Origin of the sequence: Agrococcus versicolor (assembly GCF_039531815.1) — a bacterium.
GTDB classification, from domain to species: domain Bacteria; phylum Actinomycetota; class Actinomycetes; order Actinomycetales; family Microbacteriaceae; genus Agrococcus; species Agrococcus versicolor.
Map to the genome: position 1 here is coordinate 310627 of NZ_BAAAQT010000005.1, position 16888 is coordinate 327514.

Genomic DNA, 16888 nt, shown 5'->3' on the forward strand with positions numbered 1-16888 from the left:
CTCGGCCGCGAGCGCGACGGCGACGGCGGGCGAGGGCACCGCGAAGCGGGCGACGGCGGCGAAGAGCGTCCACCAGTCGGGCGCGCCCGCGAGCGTGTCGCCCGGGACGGCGTCGAGCTCGATGCCGTCGGCGTCGGCATGCCGCACGCCCCAGGGGCCGGCGGCCGCACCGAGCGTCTCGGCGGCTGCGGCGAGCGCGGCCGCGGGGCGCACGACGTCGACGTGGAGGCGCTCGCGCAGCGGTCGCTCGTCACGATCGCGCACGAGGCGGATCGGCAGGTCGCGCTGCCACGGGTCGACGAGGTCGTCGCCGGAGCGCTCGTAGCCGAGCGCCTGCAGCCAGAACGGCGCGACGCGCTCGGGATCGGGCGTCTCGAGCACGAGGCGCAGCGTCTGCAGGCGGTGCGGCTCGGGGATGAGCCCGAGCCCGGCGGCCGCCGCGTCGATCGCGGGGGAGAGGCCGGCGTCGCCGGGGAGCAGCCGCACCCGCACGCCGCGGCTGCGGACGTCGACGTCGACGACGCGTCCCGCCGTCTCCACGATGCGTGCCAGGAGCGCGGCGCCGGCCGCATGGGAGGGGGAGGCGAACCATGCGTGCGGCCTGCCGTCGAGCGTGCGCCACGCGTCCATCGTGCTCCTCGCTGCGCGCGCCGTCGGCACGCGCGTCAGTGGATCGTGAAGCCCGTGATGCCCTCGGGCTCGTGGTCGACGACCTCGGCGCCCGCGACGCTCGCGGACGACGGACCCTGCTGCAGCCAGCCGAGCATCGACTCGACCGCCTCGGGCTCGCCCTCGACGACGACCTCGACCGAGCCGTCGAGCAGGTTGCGGGCGCTGCCGGCGACCCCGAGCCGCTCGGCCTCGGCCTGCGCAGCCCACCGGAACCCCACGCCCTGCACCGAGCCGTGGATCGACACCACCTTGCGGATCGCCATGCCCCGACCCTACGGCCAGCCGCCGACCAGCGGCCAGGCCGTCGCGACGGCGCGCGCCGCCCGGCTCAGCGCCGTGGCACCGAGAACGACGTCGACACGCCCGCGGCGTACAGCACGCTGTCGGGCTCGCGGCTCGCGATGCCCGGGAAGCCCGCCCGGGCGAGCAGCCCATCGCGCAGGTGCACGAGCTGCGCGGGCTGCAGCGGCCACGGCTCGTGCTCGTTGCGGCAGAAGATCGTGCGGCCCAGGTGCCGCTCGTGGAAGCCCCACCTGCCGGTGAGGAAGGTCGCGAGCGGATCGGGCGTGGGCGGCGTCGCGACGTCCGGCCCGCCGGGCACGCGCACGACGAGATGCGAGCGGGCATCGTGGTCGCCGTGGCGCCGGGTGCGGTACGCCACGAGGTCGTGGCGCCGCCCGTGCCGCATCGACGCCCAGCGGTAGGGCAGGCCGAACGCCGCCTGCGCCACGAGCACCGGCACGAGGTGCTCGGCGTCGAGGCTCGCGAAGACGACGCTGCGCCTGCCCTCGCCGTCGACGGCGTAGAGCCGCACGTTGACCTCGGGGAACTCGCCGAGCCACGGCACGGGCGGCCCGCCGAGGAAGGCGCTGCGCGACATGCGGAAGGCGATGAGCCCCACCCACGCGCTGCCGTCGAACGTGTCGGGCGTGCATCCCTCCGGCAGGTGCGGCACGACGAGCGCCGGGTCGACGCGCCAGTGCACGAAGACGACGTCGCTCCAGCGCTGGCTCAGGATGCGCGGGCCGCCGAGCGGTGGGGCCTCGACGCTCACGCCGACGGGTGCGGGATGCTGCACCCTGCCATCGTCCCACCCCCGTGCGCCGCATCGTGCCCGCCCTGTCGCAGCCGCGTCGCGCGTGGCAGGCTCGGGACAGGAGGTGGCACATGCCCGACTACATCGAGGGGTTCAGCGGCTTCGCCGTGCCCGACATCGACGCCGCTGCGACGTTCTACCGGGAGGTGCTCGGCCTCGTCGTCAAGGAGGACGCCGGCATGCTCTTCCTCGAGCTGCCCGGCGGCGCCGGCGTGCTCGTCTACCCGCGACCCGGCACGACGCCCGCGGCCTTCACCATCCTCAACCTCGCGGTGCCCGACCTGGCGAAGGCCGTGGACGACATCGTCTCGCGCGGCGCCGAGATGGTGCGCTACGACGGCTTCCGCCACGACGAGCGCGGCATCGTGCGCGGCGGGCACGGTCCCGACATCGCGTGGACGACCGACCCGGCAGGCACCGTCATCGCCCTCATGGAGCGGCCGGAGCCCGTGGAGGGCGCCGCATGAGCGGGCCACGCATCCCCGACCAGGCGGCGGACCTCCTCGACGAGCCGAACGTCGCGGCGCTCGCGACCATCGAGCCCGACGGCTCGCCGCAGGTGACGGCGGTGTGGGTCGGTCGCGATGGCGACACGCTGCTCATGCCGATGAAGCGGCACCTGCGGAAGACGCGCAACATCCAGCGCGACAACCGCGTCAGCGTGCTCATCACCTCGCGCGTCGATCCCGAGCACTTCCTCGAGGTGCGTGGCACCGTCGAGCTCTCCGACGACCCGACGTCGTCGCTCGCGACGCATCTCGCCGTGAAGTACGACGGCGAGCCGCTGCCGCCCGACGACGAGGGGCACCTGCGCATGATCGCGAGGCTCACGCCCACGCGCGTGCGGGTGGGCTAGCGGCTCGGAGCCGCCGCGATCACGCGTGAGCGGAGCGTCGCCTGCGCATCGCGCCCGGCGTGCCGCTCACGCGTCGATCCGGCGGTGCGCGGTCGCGTCAGCAGCCGTCGGGGCCGCAGACCTCGCCGTCGGCGGCGCCGACGGGCTGCAGCGGCGAGCGGGCGGCCCACGCCTGCTCGAGCGCGCCGAGGAAGGTCTCGGTCGGCTGCGCGCCCGACACGGCGTACTGCCGGTCGATGACGACGCACGGCACGCCCTGGATGCCGAGGGCGCGGGCGTCGGCGACGTCCTGCTGCACGGCGGGGATCCGGGATCCGGTCGCGAGCTCGTGCTGCACGGCGTCGACGGGCACGCCCTCGGCCGAGGCGATGCATGCGAGGAGGCCGGGGTCGCCGATGTCGCGGCCCTGCTCGAAGTGGGCGGCCAGCAGCGCCTCCTTCACCTCCGACTGCACACCGTGCTCGTGGGCGAGGTGCAGGATCTGGTGCGCGCGCATGCTGTTGGCGACGACGAGCGCGTCGAAGTCGTACGCGAGGCCGACGGTGCGGGCCTGCTGCGCGACGTGCGCGAACATCTGCTCGGCCTGCTCGACCGGGATGCCCTTGCGGCTCGCGAGGTACTCGGCCTCCGTGCCGTCGTAGTGCTCGGGGAGCGTGGGGTCGAGCTGGTACGAGCGGTACGTGACGGCGACGGCGTCGCGGTGGGCGAACTGCGCGAGCGCCGCCTCGAAGCGACGCTTGCCGATGTAGCACCACGGGCACGCGATGTCGGACCAGATCTCGATCTGCATGCCGTGGGTCAACCTCGCGTCACCGGTGCGCATTCCTGGCGATCTGATGTCGCATCTGAGACGTCACCCGGCGCGCGTCACCGATCCGAGTCGTGGTCGTCCGCCTCCACGACGAGCTGCGCGTGCCACGACTGCGTCTCGTACGCCGTGGCCCAGCCGAGCGCGCGGTAGAGGCCGTCGGCGCCCGTGGGGGAGTCGCGGTCGACCTCGAGCGCGACCTGCGGGATGCCGCGGTCGGCCGCGTCGGCGAGCACGGCCGCGAGCAGTGCCTTCGCGACGCCCCGTCCGCGCGCGCGGCGGTGCACGCCGATGTACTCGACGTACGTGCCGCGCGCCCCGGAGGCGTCGGCGGGCATCGCGGAGGCGACGAGCGCGCCGCCGGGCAGCACCGAGCCGTCCTCCATCGTCGCCTCGGCGAGCCACCAGTGGTCCCAGCGGTGTCCCGGGTCCTCCCGCAGCCGCGCGATGAACTCCGGGAAGGACTCGCGGTAGGAGTTGAAGTGGTCGGCGAACGACCGCTCGAGCACGAGATGCACGGCCTGCAGGTCGGCGGCGACGGGGATGCCGGTGGCGGACGTGCGGACGCGGCGCACCGTCACGCCCGCGCGCGGCGCCGGAGCGGGCGCATCGTCGGCGGTCACGAGGCGTGCCATCTGCAGCCAGGTGCGCACGTGCCGATAGCCGGCGCGCGCGAGCCATCGGTGCAGGCGCGCGTCGGCGCTGTGGGCGCTCGCGTCGAGCTGCGCCGCGTCGAGGCCGCGCAGACGTGCGATGCCGCTCGCCGCCTGCGCCGCCCACGCGAGCATCGCCGCGGCGACCTCGTCGGCGACGGGCTCGGAGATGCGGTCGGGGCCCGCGACCTCGACGCCGACGATCGTGCGACCGGCGGCGCGATCGTGCACCGTCGCCCACGCGGCGGGTGCCTCGCCGACCGGGGAGGCGACGAGCTGGCGGCGCGTCCACGAGCTCGCTCCTGCGACGAGCTCCTCGATGCGCGCGGCCTCGTGGGCGAGGTCGCCGGGCGCCGGGCGGCCGGCGGCGGCGAGCGCGTCGACGTGCAGGCGCACGAGCGCGTCCACGTCGTCCGGCTCGGGGGCGCGGGCGCTCCAGCCGTCTGGCAGGTTCGGGGAACCGGGTGCGGCCGTCATGCCGACATCCTCTCGCAGCGTGCTGCAGGCCCGGTCGGCCGGTGCGGCCTGGATCGGCCGCAGCGGCACCGCCGGTAGGCTCGACCCTCGTGGCACTCACCATCGGCATCGTCGGACTCCCCAACGTGGGCAAGTCCACCCTCTTCAACGCGCTCACCAAGAACTCGGTGCTGGCGGCGAACTACCCGTTCGCGACCATCGAGCCCAACGTGGGCATGGTCGAGCTGCCGGACCCGCGGCTCACGCGCCTCGCCGAGATCCACGGCAGCGCCAAGATCCTGCCCGCGACGGTGTCGTTCGTCGACATCGCCGGCATCGTCGCCGGTGCGAGCGAGGGCGAGGGGCTCGGCAACCAGTTCCTCGCGAACATCCGCGAGGCCGACGCGATCGCGCAGGTCGTGCGCGGCTTCGCCGACGGCGACGTCGTGCACGTCGCAGGCGCCGTGAACCCGGCGAGCGACCTCGAGACCATCAACACCGAGCTCGCGCTCGCCGACATGCAGACGCTCGAGAAGGCGATCACGCGCCTCGAGAAGGAGGTGCGCGGCAAGAAGGCGGACCCCGCCGTGCTCGCCGCCGCCGAGGAGGCGAAGGCCGTGCTCGACGCGGGCGACCTGCTCTCCTCCTCCAAGGTCGACCTTGCCCTCCTCCGGGAGCTCGGCCTCATGACGGCGAAGCCCATGCTGTTCGTCTTCAACGTCGACGAGGCCGTGCTCACCGACGATGCCCGCACGGCGGAGCTCGCCGCGCTCGTCGCCCCCGCCCAGGCCGTCTTCCTGGACGCGAAGGTCGAGTCGGAGCTCGTCGACCTCGAGCCCGACGAGGCGCTCGAGCTGCTGCAGTCGCTCGGCCAGGACGAGTCGGGCCTCGACCAGCTCGCTCGCATCGGCTTCGACACCCTCGGCCTGCAGACCTACCTCACGGCGGGCCCGAAGGAGTCGCGCGCCTGGACGATCCGGAAGGGCTGGACGGCCCCGCAGGCCGCCGGCGTCATCCACACGGACTTCGAGAAGGGCTTCATCAAGGCCGAGGTCGTGTCGTTCGACGACCTCGACGCCGCCGGCTCGATGGCCGACGCGAAGGCCAAGGGCCGCGTGCGCATCGAGGGCAAGGACTACACGATGGTCGACGGCGACGTGGTGGAGTTCCGCTTCAACGTGTGATCCGGGCGCTCTTCCCGCGGAATCGCGGGGGAGTTGCGGCCTCGATCGCTGTGCGGTCCGCAGATGGTCCGCAGCGGCTCCGTTTGCACAGATCTCTTGTGGTGTCGAGCCCCAACTCGGCGAAGAACCAGTCGTAGACCTCCGCAGTGTAGCCGTGGTGCCACCATGGCTCTACGTGTGCGACCGAGACAGCCTGGATGTGGTCATTCGGCGCCGCGAAGCGCGCGAGGTAGGGCGTTGCGGAATTGCCAACGTAGGGTCCAGTGAGCGCGAGTTGCGGGAACTGATGCGCGGTCGCGTCAACCGTCGGCCCTCGGCCGCTTGGATCGAGGCAAAGCCATGTGTGCGTGTACGGAACCTGATCGCCGGTCACTTGGTCCTCGCTCGCTGAGTGTGACAGAAGGATCCAGTCCTCGTCGTGGCGACGGTGGAGCACCGTCCCGATGGCATAGCTCGTGATCGAACACGAGCCGATCGGGAATTGCTTCAACCACAAGTTCGACGAGGCGGACGGAAACTGGTTCAGCAGTTGAACCAGCTCCAGAACCTCACGCTGGCGTTCGCCGCCGCTGACCTCAGCCGGCATCCGCTTCGGCTTCTCTGGAAGGCGCGATCGAACGCATGAGGTCAGAAGCGGCTGCGCGCGTGCGGTCCTCGGCGGTCGGCCAGAGGTGGCTGTAGGTCGACAGGGTGGTGGTGGCCTTCGCGTGCCCGAGGGCGCGCTGCACCGTGACGACGTCGCAGCCGGCGGCGATCAGCCCCGATGCGGAGAAGTGCCGCAGATCGTGGAGACGGAACGGCTCGAGCCCCGAGCGTCGGAAGAGCGATCGCCACCAGTGGCCGACGGTGTTCTGATGGGGCGGCTCACCGCGGCCGTTGCCGAAGAGCCACTGCTCGTCGCCGTGCACGCCGATCTGCTCGATGTGACGAGCGATCATCTCGATGAGCTCGTCGGGCACGAAGACGACGCGCTCGCTGCCGTACCTGGGCGGCGTGATGCGCACGCTGCCGCCGTCGGCACGCTGCACCTGGCGCTGCACGTGGATCTGGCGACGCAGGAAGTCGACGTCGCCCACCTGCACCGCCGACGCCTCGCCGAGGCGCCACTGCGGCTACGTCAACAAGCAGAAGGCCCGCGCTCTCGCGAAGGCGCTCGATGCCGGTGAGCGTCCACTGGCGCTGGCCATCTCGTCGACCAAGGCCATCGCCTGCGACCCGCGTCTGCTCGCGCACATCATGCGCGAGGGAGGTCCGGTGCGTTAGGTGGCTCGTCGGCTGCGCACCGCGCCGACGGGACACGAGCGACCGTCTCTGCGCTCTGAGCTCGTGGACGCGTCCAGAGATCGGTTCGCGGTCGCGCCAGAAGGCGGGCGTGGCCCCCGCCGCACCCGCCTTCGTCACCCGATGAGAGCGCTCAGCCCTCGCGAATCGCAGCGCGCAGCGCCGCGGCAGCCTCGCCCACGTCGGGCGCGCTGTAGATCGCGCTGCCCGCGACCGCGATCGTGGCGCCCGCGTCCTGCACCGATGCGATCGTGGCGACGCTGATGCCGCCAGCGACCGAGAACGGCACGCCCGAGGCCTTGCCGTCGTCGAGGAGCGTCGAGAAGGTGAAGCCCTCCTCGGCCTGCTCGTCGAGGCCGGCGTGCATCTCGACGAACGCGGCGCCGAGCGCGACGACCTGCTTCGCGCGCGCTGCCTTGTCGGGCACGCCGATGAGGTCGACGACGATGCCCTTGCCGTGCTTCTCGGCCGCCTTCACGGCGCCCGCGATGGTGCTGTCGCCCGCCGTGCCCAGCACGGTGACGAGGTCGGCGCCCGCTGCGAACGCGATGTCGGCCTCGAGCTCGCCCGCATCCATCGTCTTCAGGTCGGCGAAGACGATCTTGTCGGGGTGCGCCTGCTTGATGGCGGTCACCGCCGACAGCCCGGCGCTCTTGATGAGCGGCGTGCCGAGCTCGAGGATGTCGACGTGCGGCGCGGCCGCGGCGGCGAGCTCGAGGGCGGCCTCGGTGGTGAGCGTGTCCATGGCGAACTGCAGCTGCATGGTGTTCCCTTCGTGGTGGTCCTTGGGTGGGTGCGCGTGCCGGGTCATTCGAGGTTGGCGTGCCGCGGCCAGAGATCGTCCGCCGTCGCGCCGGACGCGTGCCAGAGGGCGTCGAAGACCGCGTCGCCGACGACGACGACCGTCTGCTCGAAGAGGCTGCCCGCGTACTGGGCGCTCGCGGCACCCGTGCGGTCGAGCTTCGCCGCGGCCGGGACGACGACGACGGCATCCGCGAGCTCGCCGAGCGGCGAGTCGGCGACCGCGGTGATCGCGGCGATGCCTGCGCCTGCCTCCGCGGCGGTGCGCGCGGCAGTCACGACAGCGCCGGTCGACCCCGACCCGCTCGCGGTCAGCAGCACGTCGCCATCGCCGATCGCAGGAGCGGTCGTCTCGCCGACGACGTGGACGCGCTTGCCGAGGTGCATGAGCCGCATCGCCGTCATCCGCAGCGCGAGCCCCGAGCGTCCTGCGCCGTGCACGAAGACCCGCTCGGCGTCGTCGAGGAGCGCTGCGAACGCCGACAGGTCGGCCTCGGCGACCGTTGTGCTCGCTCGCTCGAGTTCGTCGGAGATCGATCGGATCGACGCGGAGACGTCTGCGGATGCCATGCCTCCATGGTCCGCGCCGCAGGCCGCGTCCTGCACCCTGCGCGAGGAGTGGCATGCCTACCCGGATGGGTGGTGGGTAGGTTGGCCGCATGGCCACGACGACCGACCATCCCTCGCCCGCGTCGAGGCGGCTCGCCGCCGACCTCGCGAGTCTCGGCGCCGAGTTCGCCGACCGGCATTCGGTCACGCTCGAGTCGGTGCTCGCGATCCTGCGCTCGCCGCAGCTCACCGACCAGGCGGCGCGGTCGATGGCGATCGACGTCGCAGCGTCAGCGCTCGTCGGGCTCCGCACGCAGACCGACGAGCAGCGGAACGCGATCCTCGAGCCCGTCGTCGGCGCCTTCGCGCGGCTCCGCTCCGACCTGCGGCCGCTCGTGCGCTTCGGCGAGCTCGACGTGCAGTTCGTCGAGCCGCCCGCGACGGGCCGTGCGCTGCCTGGCGAAGTCGCGCATGCCGCTCGCGCGATCGTGCGCACGGCCGTGCTGGCCTTCGTCGACGCGGGCGAGGCGCGTCGCGTGCGGATCCAGTGGGACTGCGACGGGCTCAACCTGCTCGTGCGCATCCGCGACGATGGCCGCGGCGATCTCTCAGTGCACGACGACGCGATGCGGCCCATCGGCGAGCGCGTGGCTGCGCTCGACGGCGACGTCGAGGTGGCGTCGACCCCCGGCTGGGGCTCGGAGGTGCGCATCACCCTGCCGCTCGACCCGCCGAGCCTCGACGAGCCGCTCGAGGATCAGGCGGGCATCAGCGCACGCGAGCGCGACGTGCTCAGGCTCGTCGTCGACGGTCGCACGAACCAGGAGATCGGCGGCACGCTCGGCATCAGCGTCAACACCGTGAAGTTCCACGTGTCGAACCTGCTGCAGAAGATCGGGGCGCGGAACCGGGCGGAGCTCGCAGCGCGCGCGCGCTGAGACGCCGTCGGGGAGGCCGGCGGTCGCGCGTGCTCAGCTCGTCGGAGCCACGGCGTCGACGAAGGCGCGTGCGTCCGCGATCTCCGCCGCGTGGATGCCGTGGGCGAGGCCCGGGTAGACGCGCTCGTCGAGCGTCGAGCGCGGGGGGAGCCAGGACGCCGTCCTCGCGACGGCCGGCCCGGCGATCACGAGATCGTCGGCGCCGCGTCCCCAGAAGACTGGAGGCCGCGCTGCAGCGAGCGCCTCGTCGCCCGACTGGGGAGCATCGAGCACGAACCCGCCGAGCGCGACGGTCGCGACGACCCGTTCTGGCCGGCTGCGCAGGAGCTGCGTCGCCATCAGGCCGCCCTGCGAGAAGCCGACCGCCACGATGTCGGTCGCCTGGTCGACGTGCTCGTCGACCCACGCCCAGATCGCGGCTGTCGCCGACTCCACGGGTTCGCGCGCCGGGTTCCCGGGAGTGGCGATGGGGAACCAGGCGGCGCCAGCGCCAGCGCGCAGGGGTGCGCGCAAAGACGCCCACGGCGCCGCGCCGCCGACGGCAGGGCCGAGGGCGACGAGGTCGTGCTCGTGCGACCCGAAGCCATGCAGCAGCAGCGTGACGCGCTGGGCTCCCTCGAAGGAGTGGGCGGCGCGCACGTCGGCCAGGACGCCTCGCTCAGGCGGATGATCTGCAGCGGGCACGGCCGCTCCTCTCTCGGTGCGGGCGACGGGGCGGGCGTGTGCCCGCCCCGCGTTTCAGCTTCGGTTCGTCAGGCAGCCACGGCGAAGCCGCCGGTCCAGGCGATCTGCTCGCCGACTGCGAGCGTGAGCTGCAGGAAGCCGATCGCCTCGAGCTCGTGTGCACGCGCGATCGAGCCGGCGTCGATGCCACGGAGGCCGAGCCGGGGCACGTCACATGGGCTGTGCTGCGGGCGTGTCGAGTGGGTAGTCCAGGGGCGACGCAGGAGCGTCGACGCGACGTGCTGAGAGGTGGTTCCAGCCGAGTGCTAGGACACAAGCTACAGGCATGGCGATAGGTCAGGAACGGCGTCGCTCCCTGCGCAGGAGGGAGCGCAGAGTCTCGGCGTTCGCGTAGCCGACCCGTAGCGCGATCTCGGCGGAGGTGAGGTCCGTGGTTGCTGAGAGGTGCCGAGCTCGTTCGGTGCGAAGCCGTTGGACGAAGCCGAGCGGAGTGAGGTTGAGCGCCGCACGGACTCGTCGTTCGAGGGTGCGCCGGCTGGTGCCGAGCGACTGCGCGACGAAGGCGACGTTGAACGGTTCGTCCAGGCGGGCGCGCACGAAGCGTTCGAACTCGACGACGATCGGGTCCTCGTGCCGGAGATGTTCGTAGGCGACGAACGCCGCCTGCGACGGGCGCTCGTCGATGATGAGGAGCTTGGCGACATGTTGGGCCAGGTCGGGGCTGATCGATCGCACGAGTGAGAGCGCGAGGTCGATGTGGGCGAAGGCGGCGCCGGCGGTGACGAGGTTCCCGTCGACCACGACCATGGTGTCGAGATCGAGGGCGACGGTCGGATAGCGCTTCAGGAACTCCGGCCCCAGGAACCAGCTGGTCGTCGCCCGCCGATGATGCATCCGTCCGGTCTCGGCGACGGCGAACACGCCGGTGCACGCCGCGGCGATCCGGGTGGTCGCGTCGTCGAGGCGCCCGAGTGAGGCGATGACCGCACGAGCATCTCGGCTCTGGAGGGCGTCGTGGGTCGCGGCGGCCGTGAGGGTTCCAAGCGCAGGGACGACGACCACGTCGAACTCTCCGGACTCCGACAGCGGGTGGTCCACCGACAGGGTCATCGATGCCGTCGTGGTCACTCGCCGTTTCGGTCCGAGGATGGCGAGTTCGATCGGGTCGATCCGCGGGTCGACATCGCCGCGGGCTCCGTCGGCCACCCGCACGATGTCGATGATCGACGCGATAGCCGAACCGAAGCAGCCGTCGATCGCGATCAGTCCGATACGCATGGCGTGAACAATAGCAATACTGCCGTATACGCCACTCCCCACCGGCCCTCGCTCGTCATACGCTGAACTCGTCCCACGAAGAACCCCGACTTCAAGGAGAACCCCCTCATGTCCACACCCGCATCACTTCCGTATGCCTTCGTCGCCAAGATCGTCGCGGCCGATGGACAGTACGACGCGCTCGCTGATCTGCTCGCCGGCGCTGTCGCACTCGCCAACGAAGAAGCAGGAACGATTGTCTGGTTCGCGGTCAGGACCCACGCCGACACCTTCTGGATCTTCGATGCATTCCCCGACGAGGCCGCTCGCGACGCCCACGCCAACGGCGCCATCGTCGCAGCCCTGATGGCCAACCAGCACCTCCTCGGCGCAGCACCCGAGATCCTGGCGGCCGACGTTCTCGCGTCCAAGCTCCCTTAGTCCGCCAACGCACGAGACGATCGCGCCCCGCCGAGTCGGTCCGCAGATAGACGTCGAGGTCTCCCGACGATGGAGGTTCCTACGCCATCGGGCCTGACGCCAGCGACGCCGACGTCGCGCAGCGCACCGCTTCCCGGGCCGCCGCTGCATCGGATGCCGCAGGATGGGCTGTCATGACCGAACCGCTCGTCGTCCTCCTCCACGGGTGGCCGGGGCTGCCCTCCGACTACGACCGGGTCAGGGCCCTCCTGCCCGGGGTCCGGTGCGTCGCTCCCGCGCTCGCCGGGATCGGCGAGGGCTTCGAGGGCGCGATGCCGACCGGCTCCGCGTCGGCCGACGCGCACGCGCAGCGGCTGCTCGCGGCGCTGCCGGGCGGCGTCCCGCTGCTGCTCGTCGGGTACGACATCGGCAGCCGCATCGCGCAGGCGATGATGCGCGCGGATGCGTCGAGGATCGTCGGCGCCGTGCTGACGCCGGGCTATCCGGGGATCGGCGCGCGGGCCGCCGCGGGCGACCTCGCGTCGCGATTCTGGTACCAGCACTTCCATCGCACGCCCGTGGCCGCGCGGCTCGTCGACGGCCGGGAGGACGCGGTGCGCGACTACCTCGGCTTCCTGGTCGAGTCGTGGGCCGCCTCCGACGAGCCGGTGCGCACGCCGCGGTTCGACGAGGTCGTGGCGGCCTATGCGCGACCGGGCGCGTTCGCCGCGAGCATCGCCTGGTACCGCGACACCGTCGGCTACGCCGGCGGCCGGCCGACGAGCATCCCCACGACGATGCTCTGGCCAGAGCGGGACCCGCTCTTCCCGATCGCCTGGGCGGACGAGCTCGAGACGTGGTTCACGGACGTCGCGCTGCGCGTGGTGCCGGGCGGCCACTTCGTGCCGCTCGAGTCGCCCGAGGCGATGGCGCGCGCGATCGCGGATCGCCTGGGGCGCTGACCGGTCGCGACCTCCGCCGTATCGCCCGGTCCGGGCTCAGCGAGCGGGCGGGCCGACGCGCAGCGCATCGCCGAGGTCGGCGCGCAGCGCCGCGACGAGCGCAGGGTCGCGCGCGGCGAGCCTGCCGAACTCGTCGATGAGGCCGTGCAGCTCCTGCTGCTCGGGCACCGTCAGGTCCGCCTCGGCGACGAGCGGGGCGAGGTGGCGCCGCAGCGCCTCGTACGGCCGCGGCGCCTCCAGCCCGAGCGCGGTGAGCAGCCGCCACGCGTAGGCGTCGGCGACGAAGACGCCGCGGTCGAAGGCGTAGAGGGCGATGACGTCGGCCGTCTCGGGTCCGACGCCCGTGACCTGCAGCAGGGATGCGCGCAGCGCGGCGTCGCCGAGGTGCTCGAGCATGCCGGTCTCGCCGCCGACGTCCACCGTCCACCGCGCGAGCGCGATGCACGCCCGGCCCTTCGCCATCATGAAGCCGCTGCGGTTCAGCAGCGGCACGAGGCGCTCGGGCGTGGTCTCGGCGAGGGCGGGCGGATCGAGCAGGCCTGCCTCCTGCAGCCTTGCGAGGCTGATGACGGCGTTCTCCCACCGGGTGTGCTGCACGAGGATCGCGCCGAGCATCATCTCGAAGCGCCCCTCGGCGGGCCACCAGCCCTGCGGGCCCATGCGGGCGAGGAGGGCGTCGTGGAGCGCGCGCAGGAGGGGTGGGCGAGCCGGTCCGGGGGAGTCGCTGGGGGGCGTGCGTGACGTCGACATCGGTGCGGTCAGCCTCTCACGGCGACGAACGCGGCCGCGCCGCACGTGCGTCGCGGGTCAGCGCACCGCCGGGGCCCGGAACCGCTTGAGCTGCTCGGGCTGGAGCAGGAGGCGCCGACCGAGGAGGTATGCGCCGGCGATGCCGAGGTCGGGCGCCATGCTGCTGTAGTCCACGACGAGATCCTTCGTCGCGAGCGCTCGCGTCCGGGCGTAGACGACGCTGCGGACGCCCGCGAGGAGGTCATGGGTCACGCTCGAGAGCCCGCTCGTGATGACGACGCGACGAGGATTGAGCGCGTTGCAGAGCGCCGAGACCACCTCGCCGACCATCTCCGCGCTCTCTCGGACGACCTGCGTCGCCCTCGGGTCCTGCTGCCGCAGCAGATGCGCGAGGAGGTCGGAGCCCTCGAGCTCGCTCTCGTCGTCGACGATGCCGAGCGCGCGCAGCCTCGCGAGCATCGCGGGCACGGCCGCGACGGCCTCGACGCATCCGCGCGACCCGCAGGCGCAGAGCGTCTCGCCGCCCGCCGAGCAGGGGATGTGCCCGACGTCGCCCGCGGATCCGTTCGCGCCGCGGTAGATCTCGCCGGCACCGTCGACGATGCCCGCACCGACGCCCGTCCCGACCTGCACCGACAGCAGCGGCAGCGAGTCGGGGCCGAGCAGGCCCGCCTCGGCGATCGCGCGGACGGCGCAGTCGTTCTCGAGCAGCACGGGGCAGCCGAGCACCGCCTCGAGCTCGCCGACGACGTCGTGTCCGTCCCACGAGGGGAGGACCGTGGGTCGCAGCGGCGCGTGCGTGCGCGAGTCGATGCGCGCGGGGAAGGCGATGGCCGCGACGCGTCGGGGCTCCGACGATCGCGCGCTCGAGGACGCGACCTCGTCGCGGAGCCCGTGCAGCATCGCTCCCAGCCGCTCGAGGGCGAGGGACGGCGGCCCGGACGTCGGCAGGTAGATGCGGCTGCGCGCGAGGACGCGTCCTCGAAGGTCGACGATCGCGGCGGTCGTCGCCGTCGCACCCATCTCCACCGCGTAGACGTGCGCAGCATCGCCACGCAGCTCCACGGTCTCGGCCGGTCGTCCTCGGCCGACGTGCGGCCGCTGCTGCGCTCGCGCGAGGACGCCGTGGTGCAGCAGCCAGTCCACCTGCGCGCTGACGGAGGAACGCGGCATGCCGGAGGCGCGAACGAGCTCCGCCTTGCTCGTCGACCCCATGCAGGCGATGCGCGTCGCGATGCTGCTGGCGGCATGCTCGGGTGCGACGCCGCCGTCGGGGACGACGGGCCATCGAAGGTCGGGGAGCGTGCTGACCATGACCGAATACTGCCACAGGCGAGCAGAAGTCTGTCGTTGAAGAGGCACTAAGGGGTCGCCTAGCGTCGCTCCACGACACGTGCTCGCATCTTCGCGGCACGTCGACGACGACGATGGGACACGCTGCAGTGGCACGCATCCAGTACGCGGCATCGATCATGTGCGCGGACCTCGCGAACCTCGAGGGGTCGATCGCGGAGGTCGAGGCGGCGGGCGCCGACGTCCTCCACGTGGACGTGCTCGACGGGCGCTTCAGCCCCAGCATGCCGCTCGGGCTCGAGACGATCCGGCGCATGCGCGACGTCACGAGCCTGCCGTTCGACGCCCACGTCATGACGACCGACAACGAGCTCTTCGTCACGGAGATGCTCGAGCTCGGCGCGGAGTCCGTCACGTTCCACGTGGAGACGACCCTGCACGTCGACCGCCTCATCGGCCTCGCTCGGTCGGCCGGCGCCAAGGTCGGCGTCGCCCTCAACCCCGCGACCTCGCTGTCGGTGCTCGAGTTCGTGCTCCCGCTCGTCGACTCGGTGTGCCTCATGCTCATCAACCCCGGCTACGCCACGAACGCCTCCGAGCAGCAGGTGCCGTACGCGGCCGAGAAGGTGTCACGGCTTCGTGGTCTCGTCGACGAGCAGGGCCTGGCCACCGCGGTGCAGGTCGATGGACGCGTCTCGTTCGCGACCGTGCCCGGGCTCGTGCGCGCGGGGGCGACGAGCCTCGTGCTCGGCAGCACGAGCCTCTTCTCGAAGGACGGCTCCCTCGCCGAGAACCGTGCGCGACTCGACGCGTGCGTCGCAGCCGGCGGTGGCACCCGATGAGCTTCGCGATCGCGCAGCAGCGCATCGTCACCGAGATCTCGGAGGCGATGTCGGCGATCGACACCGCGCAGGTCGACGCGCTCCTCGAGGGCATCCTCGCGGCGGACCGCGTGTTCTTCGTCGGCGTCGGACGCGTGAAGCTCGCTCTCGAGGGCATCGCGAAGCGCCTCGCGCATCTCGGCATCGACGCCGTCGTCGTCGGCCAGATCACCGAGCCCGCGATCACGAGCAGCGATCTGCTCGTCGTAGGCTCCGGCAGCGGCGAGAGCCTCTTCCCGCTCGCGATCGCCGCGAAGGCGAAGCAGCACGGGGCGACCGTCGCGCACGTCGGCGCCAACCCGGCGAGCGCGATGGGGCAGCACGCCGACCTCTTCGTGCGCCTGCCCGTCCAGACGAAGCTGGGGCTGCCCGGCGAGATCCCGTCGGCCCAGCCCATGACGAGCCTCTTCGAGCAGTGCCTGCTGCTGCTCGGCGACGCCATCGCGCTCATGCTCGTCGACCGATCCGGCACGCCGCTGCACGACCTGTGGCGCCACCACGCGAACCTGGAGTGACCCCCATGACCATCACCACGAGCACAGGCTGGATCGACCTCTCCGGGAAGGTCGTCGTCGTCACCGGCGGCGCCTCCGGGATCGGCGCGGAGATCGCTCGCTCGCTGACCGGGAACGGTGCGACGGTCGTCGTGGCCGACCTCCGACCCGGCGACGCTGCCGACGGGCTCGCCGCGACGGCGATCGCGTGCGACACGACCGACGCCGCGAGCGTCGAGGCGATGGTCGCGGAGACGATCGCGACCCACGGGCGCGTCGACGCGCTCGTGAACAACGCCGGCGTCAATCGGCCGCGCCTGCTCGTCGACGTGCGTGGCGAGCAGCCGGGCTACGAGGCGACCGAGGCGGACTTCGACTTCATCACGGCCGTGAACCAGAAGGGACCGTTCCTCTGCGCCCAGGCGGTCGCGCGTCGCATGGTCGAGCAAGGCGGCGGCGTCATCGTCAACGTCTCGTCCGAGGCGGGCGTCGAGGGGTCGAAGGGGCAGAGCATCTACTCCGCGACGAAGGCGGCGCTCAACGGCTTCACCCGATCGTGGGCGAAGGAGCTGGGCCCGAACGGCATCCGCGTCGTGGGCATCGCCCCCGGCATCAACAAGCGCACGAACATGAACAGCGACGAGAACTATCGCGCCCTCGCCTACACGCGCGGCATGGACGTCGACGAGCTCGAGGTCATCGACGCCGCGTACGCGCGCACGATCCCGCTCGGCCGCGTCGGGGAGCATGACGAGGTCGCGGACCTCGTCGGCTACCTCGTCTCGGACCGATCCAGCTACATCACCGGCACCACCATCAACATCACCGGCGGCAAGTCGCGCTGACGCGACGA

General features: G+C 72.3%; 22 protein-coding genes and 1 pseudogene. 9 read left to right on the plus strand and 14 right to left on the minus strand.

Going from position 1 to position 16888, the window contains the following annotated elements; genetic code table 11:
- The 3 genes from ABD249_RS04265 to ABD249_RS04275 all read right to left on the minus strand — a co-directional run.
- The coding region (locus tag ABD249_RS04265; protein WP_344340679.1) for a VOC family protein at positions 1-630 on the minus strand (630 nt) is incomplete at its 3' end.
- 35 nt (positions 631-665) lie between these two features.
- Positions 666-935, minus strand: a complete 270-nt coding sequence (locus ABD249_RS04270; protein WP_344340680.1) for an acylphosphatase — start codon at positions 933-935, stop codon at positions 666-668.
- 65 nt (positions 936-1000) lie between these two features.
- Positions 1001-1750, minus strand: a complete 750-nt coding sequence (locus tag ABD249_RS04275; RefSeq protein ID WP_344340683.1) for a YqjF family protein — start codon at positions 1748-1750, stop codon at positions 1001-1003.
- An 89-nt stretch (positions 1751-1839) separates the two neighbouring features.
- Here ABD249_RS04275 and ABD249_RS04280 point away from each other — a divergent pair, with 89 nt between their 5' ends.
- Positions 1840-2235, plus strand: a complete 396-nt coding sequence (locus ABD249_RS04280) for a VOC family protein (protein WP_344340685.1) — start codon at positions 1840-1842, stop codon at positions 2233-2235.
- Positions 2232-2624 carry a PPOX class F420-dependent oxidoreductase gene (locus ABD249_RS04285; RefSeq protein WP_344340689.1) on the plus strand — a complete coding sequence of 131 codons (393 nt, stop codon included), beginning with the start codon at positions 2232-2234 and terminating at the stop codon, positions 2622-2624. Before ABD249_RS04280 ends, ABD249_RS04285 begins: the two co-directional genes overlap by 4 nt.
- A gap of 97 nt (positions 2625-2721) precedes the next feature.
- On the opposite strand, the gene ABD249_RS04290 is transcribed toward ABD249_RS04285, so the two are convergent.
- Together ABD249_RS04290 and ABD249_RS04295 are read right to left on the minus strand one after the other, a co-directional pair.
- Positions 2722-3414: a DsbA family oxidoreductase gene (locus ABD249_RS04290; RefSeq protein WP_344340691.1), complete on the minus strand. Its 693-nt coding sequence runs from the start codon at positions 3412-3414 to the stop codon at positions 2722-2724.
- Between the two features lie 77 nt (positions 3415-3491).
- The gene (locus tag ABD249_RS04295) at positions 3492-4562 is read right to left on the minus strand and encodes a GNAT family N-acetyltransferase (protein ID WP_344340694.1); all 1071 of its coding nucleotides are present in this window, start codon (positions 4560-4562) and stop codon (positions 3492-3494) included.
- An 89-nt stretch (positions 4563-4651) separates the two neighbouring features.
- Here ABD249_RS04295 and ychF point away from each other — a divergent pair, with 89 nt between their 5' ends.
- Positions 4652-5725 carry a redox-regulated ATPase YchF gene (ychF, locus tag ABD249_RS04300; RefSeq protein WP_344340697.1) on the plus strand — a complete coding sequence of 358 codons (1074 nt, stop codon included), beginning with the start codon at positions 4652-4654 and terminating at the stop codon, positions 5723-5725.
- Here the strand turns inward: ychF and ABD249_RS04305 are convergent.
- From ABD249_RS04305 to hxlB (ABD249_RS04320), 4 genes and pseudogenes are all read right to left on the minus strand, one after another.
- A complete protein-coding gene (locus ABD249_RS04305; protein WP_344340700.1) occupies positions 5715-6311 on the minus strand; it encodes a hypothetical protein in 597 nt (198 codons plus the stop codon). The two genes, ychF and ABD249_RS04305, sit on opposite strands and share 11 nt — an antisense overlap.
- Positions 6301-6816 (minus strand): annotated as a pseudogene (locus ABD249_RS04310) (site-specific integrase); the annotation flags it as partial. The pseudogene ABD249_RS04310 and the gene ABD249_RS04305, both read right to left, overlap by 11 nt.
- A 323-nt stretch (positions 6817-7139) precedes the next feature.
- Positions 7140-7769, minus strand: coding sequence for a 3-hexulose-6-phosphate synthase (gene hxlA / locus ABD249_RS04315; RefSeq protein WP_344340703.1), 630 nt, complete (start codon positions 7767-7769; stop codon positions 7140-7142).
- Between the two features lie 44 nt (positions 7770-7813).
- The gene (gene hxlB, locus ABD249_RS04320; protein WP_344340706.1) at positions 7814-8377 is read right to left on the minus strand and encodes a 6-phospho-3-hexuloisomerase; all 564 of its coding nucleotides are present in this window, start codon (positions 8375-8377) and stop codon (positions 7814-7816) included.
- An 89-nt stretch (positions 8378-8466) separates the two neighbouring features.
- On the opposite strand from hxlB (ABD249_RS04320), the gene ABD249_RS04325 reads away from it, so the two are divergent.
- On the plus strand, positions 8467-9294 hold the full coding sequence (locus ABD249_RS04325) for a LuxR C-terminal-related transcriptional regulator (RefSeq protein WP_344340709.1): 828 nt from the start codon (positions 8467-8469) through the stop codon (positions 9292-9294).
- A 33-nt stretch (positions 9295-9327) separates the two neighbouring features.
- Here the strand turns inward: ABD249_RS04325 and ABD249_RS04330 are convergent, their stop codons facing one another.
- The 3 genes from ABD249_RS04330 to ABD249_RS04340 form a co-directional block, all read right to left on the minus strand.
- The gene (locus tag ABD249_RS04330; protein WP_344340712.1) at positions 9328-9978 is read right to left on the minus strand and encodes an alpha/beta hydrolase; all 651 of its coding nucleotides are present in this window, start codon (positions 9976-9978) and stop codon (positions 9328-9330) included.
- 68 nt (positions 9979-10046) lie between these two features.
- On the minus strand, positions 10047-10187 hold the full coding sequence (locus tag ABD249_RS04335) for a hypothetical protein (protein ID WP_344340715.1): 141 nt from the start codon (positions 10185-10187) through the stop codon (positions 10047-10049).
- 127 nt (positions 10188-10314) lie between these two features.
- The gene (locus ABD249_RS04340; RefSeq protein WP_344340718.1) at positions 10315-11256 is read right to left on the minus strand and encodes a GlxA family transcriptional regulator; all 942 of its coding nucleotides are present in this window, start codon (positions 11254-11256) and stop codon (positions 10315-10317) included.
- A 108-nt stretch (positions 11257-11364) separates the two neighbouring features.
- Here ABD249_RS04340 and ABD249_RS04345 point away from each other — a divergent pair, with 108 nt between their 5' ends.
- Together ABD249_RS04345 and ABD249_RS04350 are read left to right on the plus strand one after the other, a co-directional pair.
- A complete protein-coding gene (locus ABD249_RS04345; RefSeq protein WP_344340721.1) occupies positions 11365-11676 on the plus strand; it encodes a putative quinol monooxygenase in 312 nt (103 codons plus the stop codon).
- Between the two features lie 173 nt (positions 11677-11849).
- Positions 11850-12617 carry an alpha/beta fold hydrolase gene (locus ABD249_RS04350; protein ID WP_344340724.1) on the plus strand — a complete coding sequence of 256 codons (768 nt, stop codon included), beginning with the start codon at positions 11850-11852 and terminating at the stop codon, positions 12615-12617.
- Between the two features lie 36 nt (positions 12618-12653).
- Here the strand turns inward: ABD249_RS04350 and ABD249_RS04355 are convergent, their stop codons facing one another.
- Both ABD249_RS04355 and ABD249_RS04360 read right to left on the minus strand, forming a co-directional pair.
- Complete coding sequence (locus ABD249_RS04355; RefSeq protein ID WP_344340727.1) at positions 12654-13277, minus strand: endonuclease III domain-containing protein; 624 nt, start codon at positions 13275-13277, stop codon at positions 12654-12656.
- Positions 13278-13424: 147 nt separating this feature from the next.
- A complete protein-coding gene (locus ABD249_RS04360; RefSeq protein ID WP_344340730.1) occupies positions 13425-14681 on the minus strand; it encodes an ROK family protein in 1257 nt (418 codons plus the stop codon).
- Between the two features lie 113 nt (positions 14682-14794).
- On the opposite strand from ABD249_RS04360, the gene ABD249_RS04365 reads away from it, so the two are divergent.
- The 3 genes from ABD249_RS04365 to ABD249_RS04375 are packed head-to-tail and all read left to right on the plus strand — an operon-like array spanning position 14795 to position 16880.
- Positions 14795-15502, plus strand: coding sequence for a ribulose-phosphate 3-epimerase (locus ABD249_RS04365; protein WP_344340733.1), 708 nt, complete (start codon positions 14795-14797; stop codon positions 15500-15502).
- Positions 15499-16056 (plus strand): 6-phospho-3-hexuloisomerase, encoded by a 558-nt coding sequence (gene hxlB / locus ABD249_RS04370; protein ID WP_344340735.1) that lies wholly within the window; start codon positions 15499-15501, stop codon positions 16054-16056. Before ABD249_RS04365 ends, hxlB (ABD249_RS04370) begins: the two co-directional genes overlap by 4 nt.
- Positions 16057-16061: 5 nt before the next feature.
- Positions 16062-16880, plus strand: coding sequence for a sorbitol-6-phosphate dehydrogenase subunit (locus ABD249_RS04375; protein WP_344340739.1), 819 nt, complete (start codon positions 16062-16064; stop codon positions 16878-16880).
- Positions 16881-16888: the final 8 nt, after the last annotated feature.

Bases quoted from the DNA above. Each gene is read 5' to 3' on its own strand.
- ABD249_RS04270 (WP_344340680.1), bottom strand. From the start codon at position 935: ATGGCGATCCGCAAGGTGGTGTCGATCCACGGCTCGGTGCAGGGCGTG.
- ABD249_RS04280 (WP_344340685.1), top strand. From the start codon at position 1,840: ATGCCCGACTACATCGAGGGGTTCAGCGGCTTCGCCGTGCCCGACATC.
- ABD249_RS04285 (WP_344340689.1), top strand. From the start codon at position 2,232: ATGAGCGGGCCACGCATCCCCGACCAGGCGGCGGACCTCCTCGACGAG.
- ABD249_RS04290 (WP_344340691.1), bottom strand. From the start codon at position 3,414: ATGCAGATCGAGATCTGGTCCGACATCGCGTGCCCGTGGTGCTACATC.
- ABD249_RS04295 (WP_344340694.1), bottom strand. From the start codon at position 4,562: ATGACGGCCGCACCCGGTTCCCCGAACCTGCCAGACGGCTGGAGCGCC.
- ABD249_RS04305 (WP_344340700.1), bottom strand. From the start codon at position 6,311: ATGCCGGCTGAGGTCAGCGGCGGCGAACGCCAGCGTGAGGTTCTGGAG.
- hxlA (WP_344340703.1), bottom strand. From the start codon at position 7,769: ATGCAGCTGCAGTTCGCCATGGACACGCTCACCACCGAGGCCGCCCTC.
- hxlB (WP_344340706.1), bottom strand. From the start codon at position 8,377: ATGGCATCCGCAGACGTCTCCGCGTCGATCCGATCGATCTCCGACGAA.
- ABD249_RS04325 (WP_344340709.1), top strand. From the start codon at position 8,467: ATGGCCACGACGACCGACCATCCCTCGCCCGCGTCGAGGCGGCTCGCC.
- ABD249_RS04340 (WP_344340718.1), bottom strand. From the start codon at position 11,256: ATGCGTATCGGACTGATCGCGATCGACGGCTGCTTCGGTTCGGCTATC.
- ABD249_RS04345 (WP_344340721.1), top strand. From the start codon at position 11,365: ATGTCCACACCCGCATCACTTCCGTATGCCTTCGTCGCCAAGATCGTC.
- ABD249_RS04350 (WP_344340724.1), top strand. From the start codon at position 11,850: ATGACCGAACCGCTCGTCGTCCTCCTCCACGGGTGGCCGGGGCTGCCC.
- ABD249_RS04355 (WP_344340727.1), bottom strand. From the start codon at position 13,277: ATGGGCCCGCAGGGCTGGTGGCCCGCCGAGGGGCGCTTCGAGATGATG.
- ABD249_RS04360 (WP_344340730.1), bottom strand. From the start codon at position 14,681: ATGGTCAGCACGCTCCCCGACCTTCGATGGCCCGTCGTCCCCGACGGC.
- ABD249_RS04365 (WP_344340733.1), top strand. From the start codon at position 14,795: ATGGGACACGCTGCAGTGGCACGCATCCAGTACGCGGCATCGATCATG.
- hxlB (WP_344340735.1), top strand. From the start codon at position 15,499: ATGAGCTTCGCGATCGCGCAGCAGCGCATCGTCACCGAGATCTCGGAG.
- ABD249_RS04375 (WP_344340739.1), top strand. From the start codon at position 16,062: ATGACCATCACCACGAGCACAGGCTGGATCGACCTCTCCGGGAAGGTC.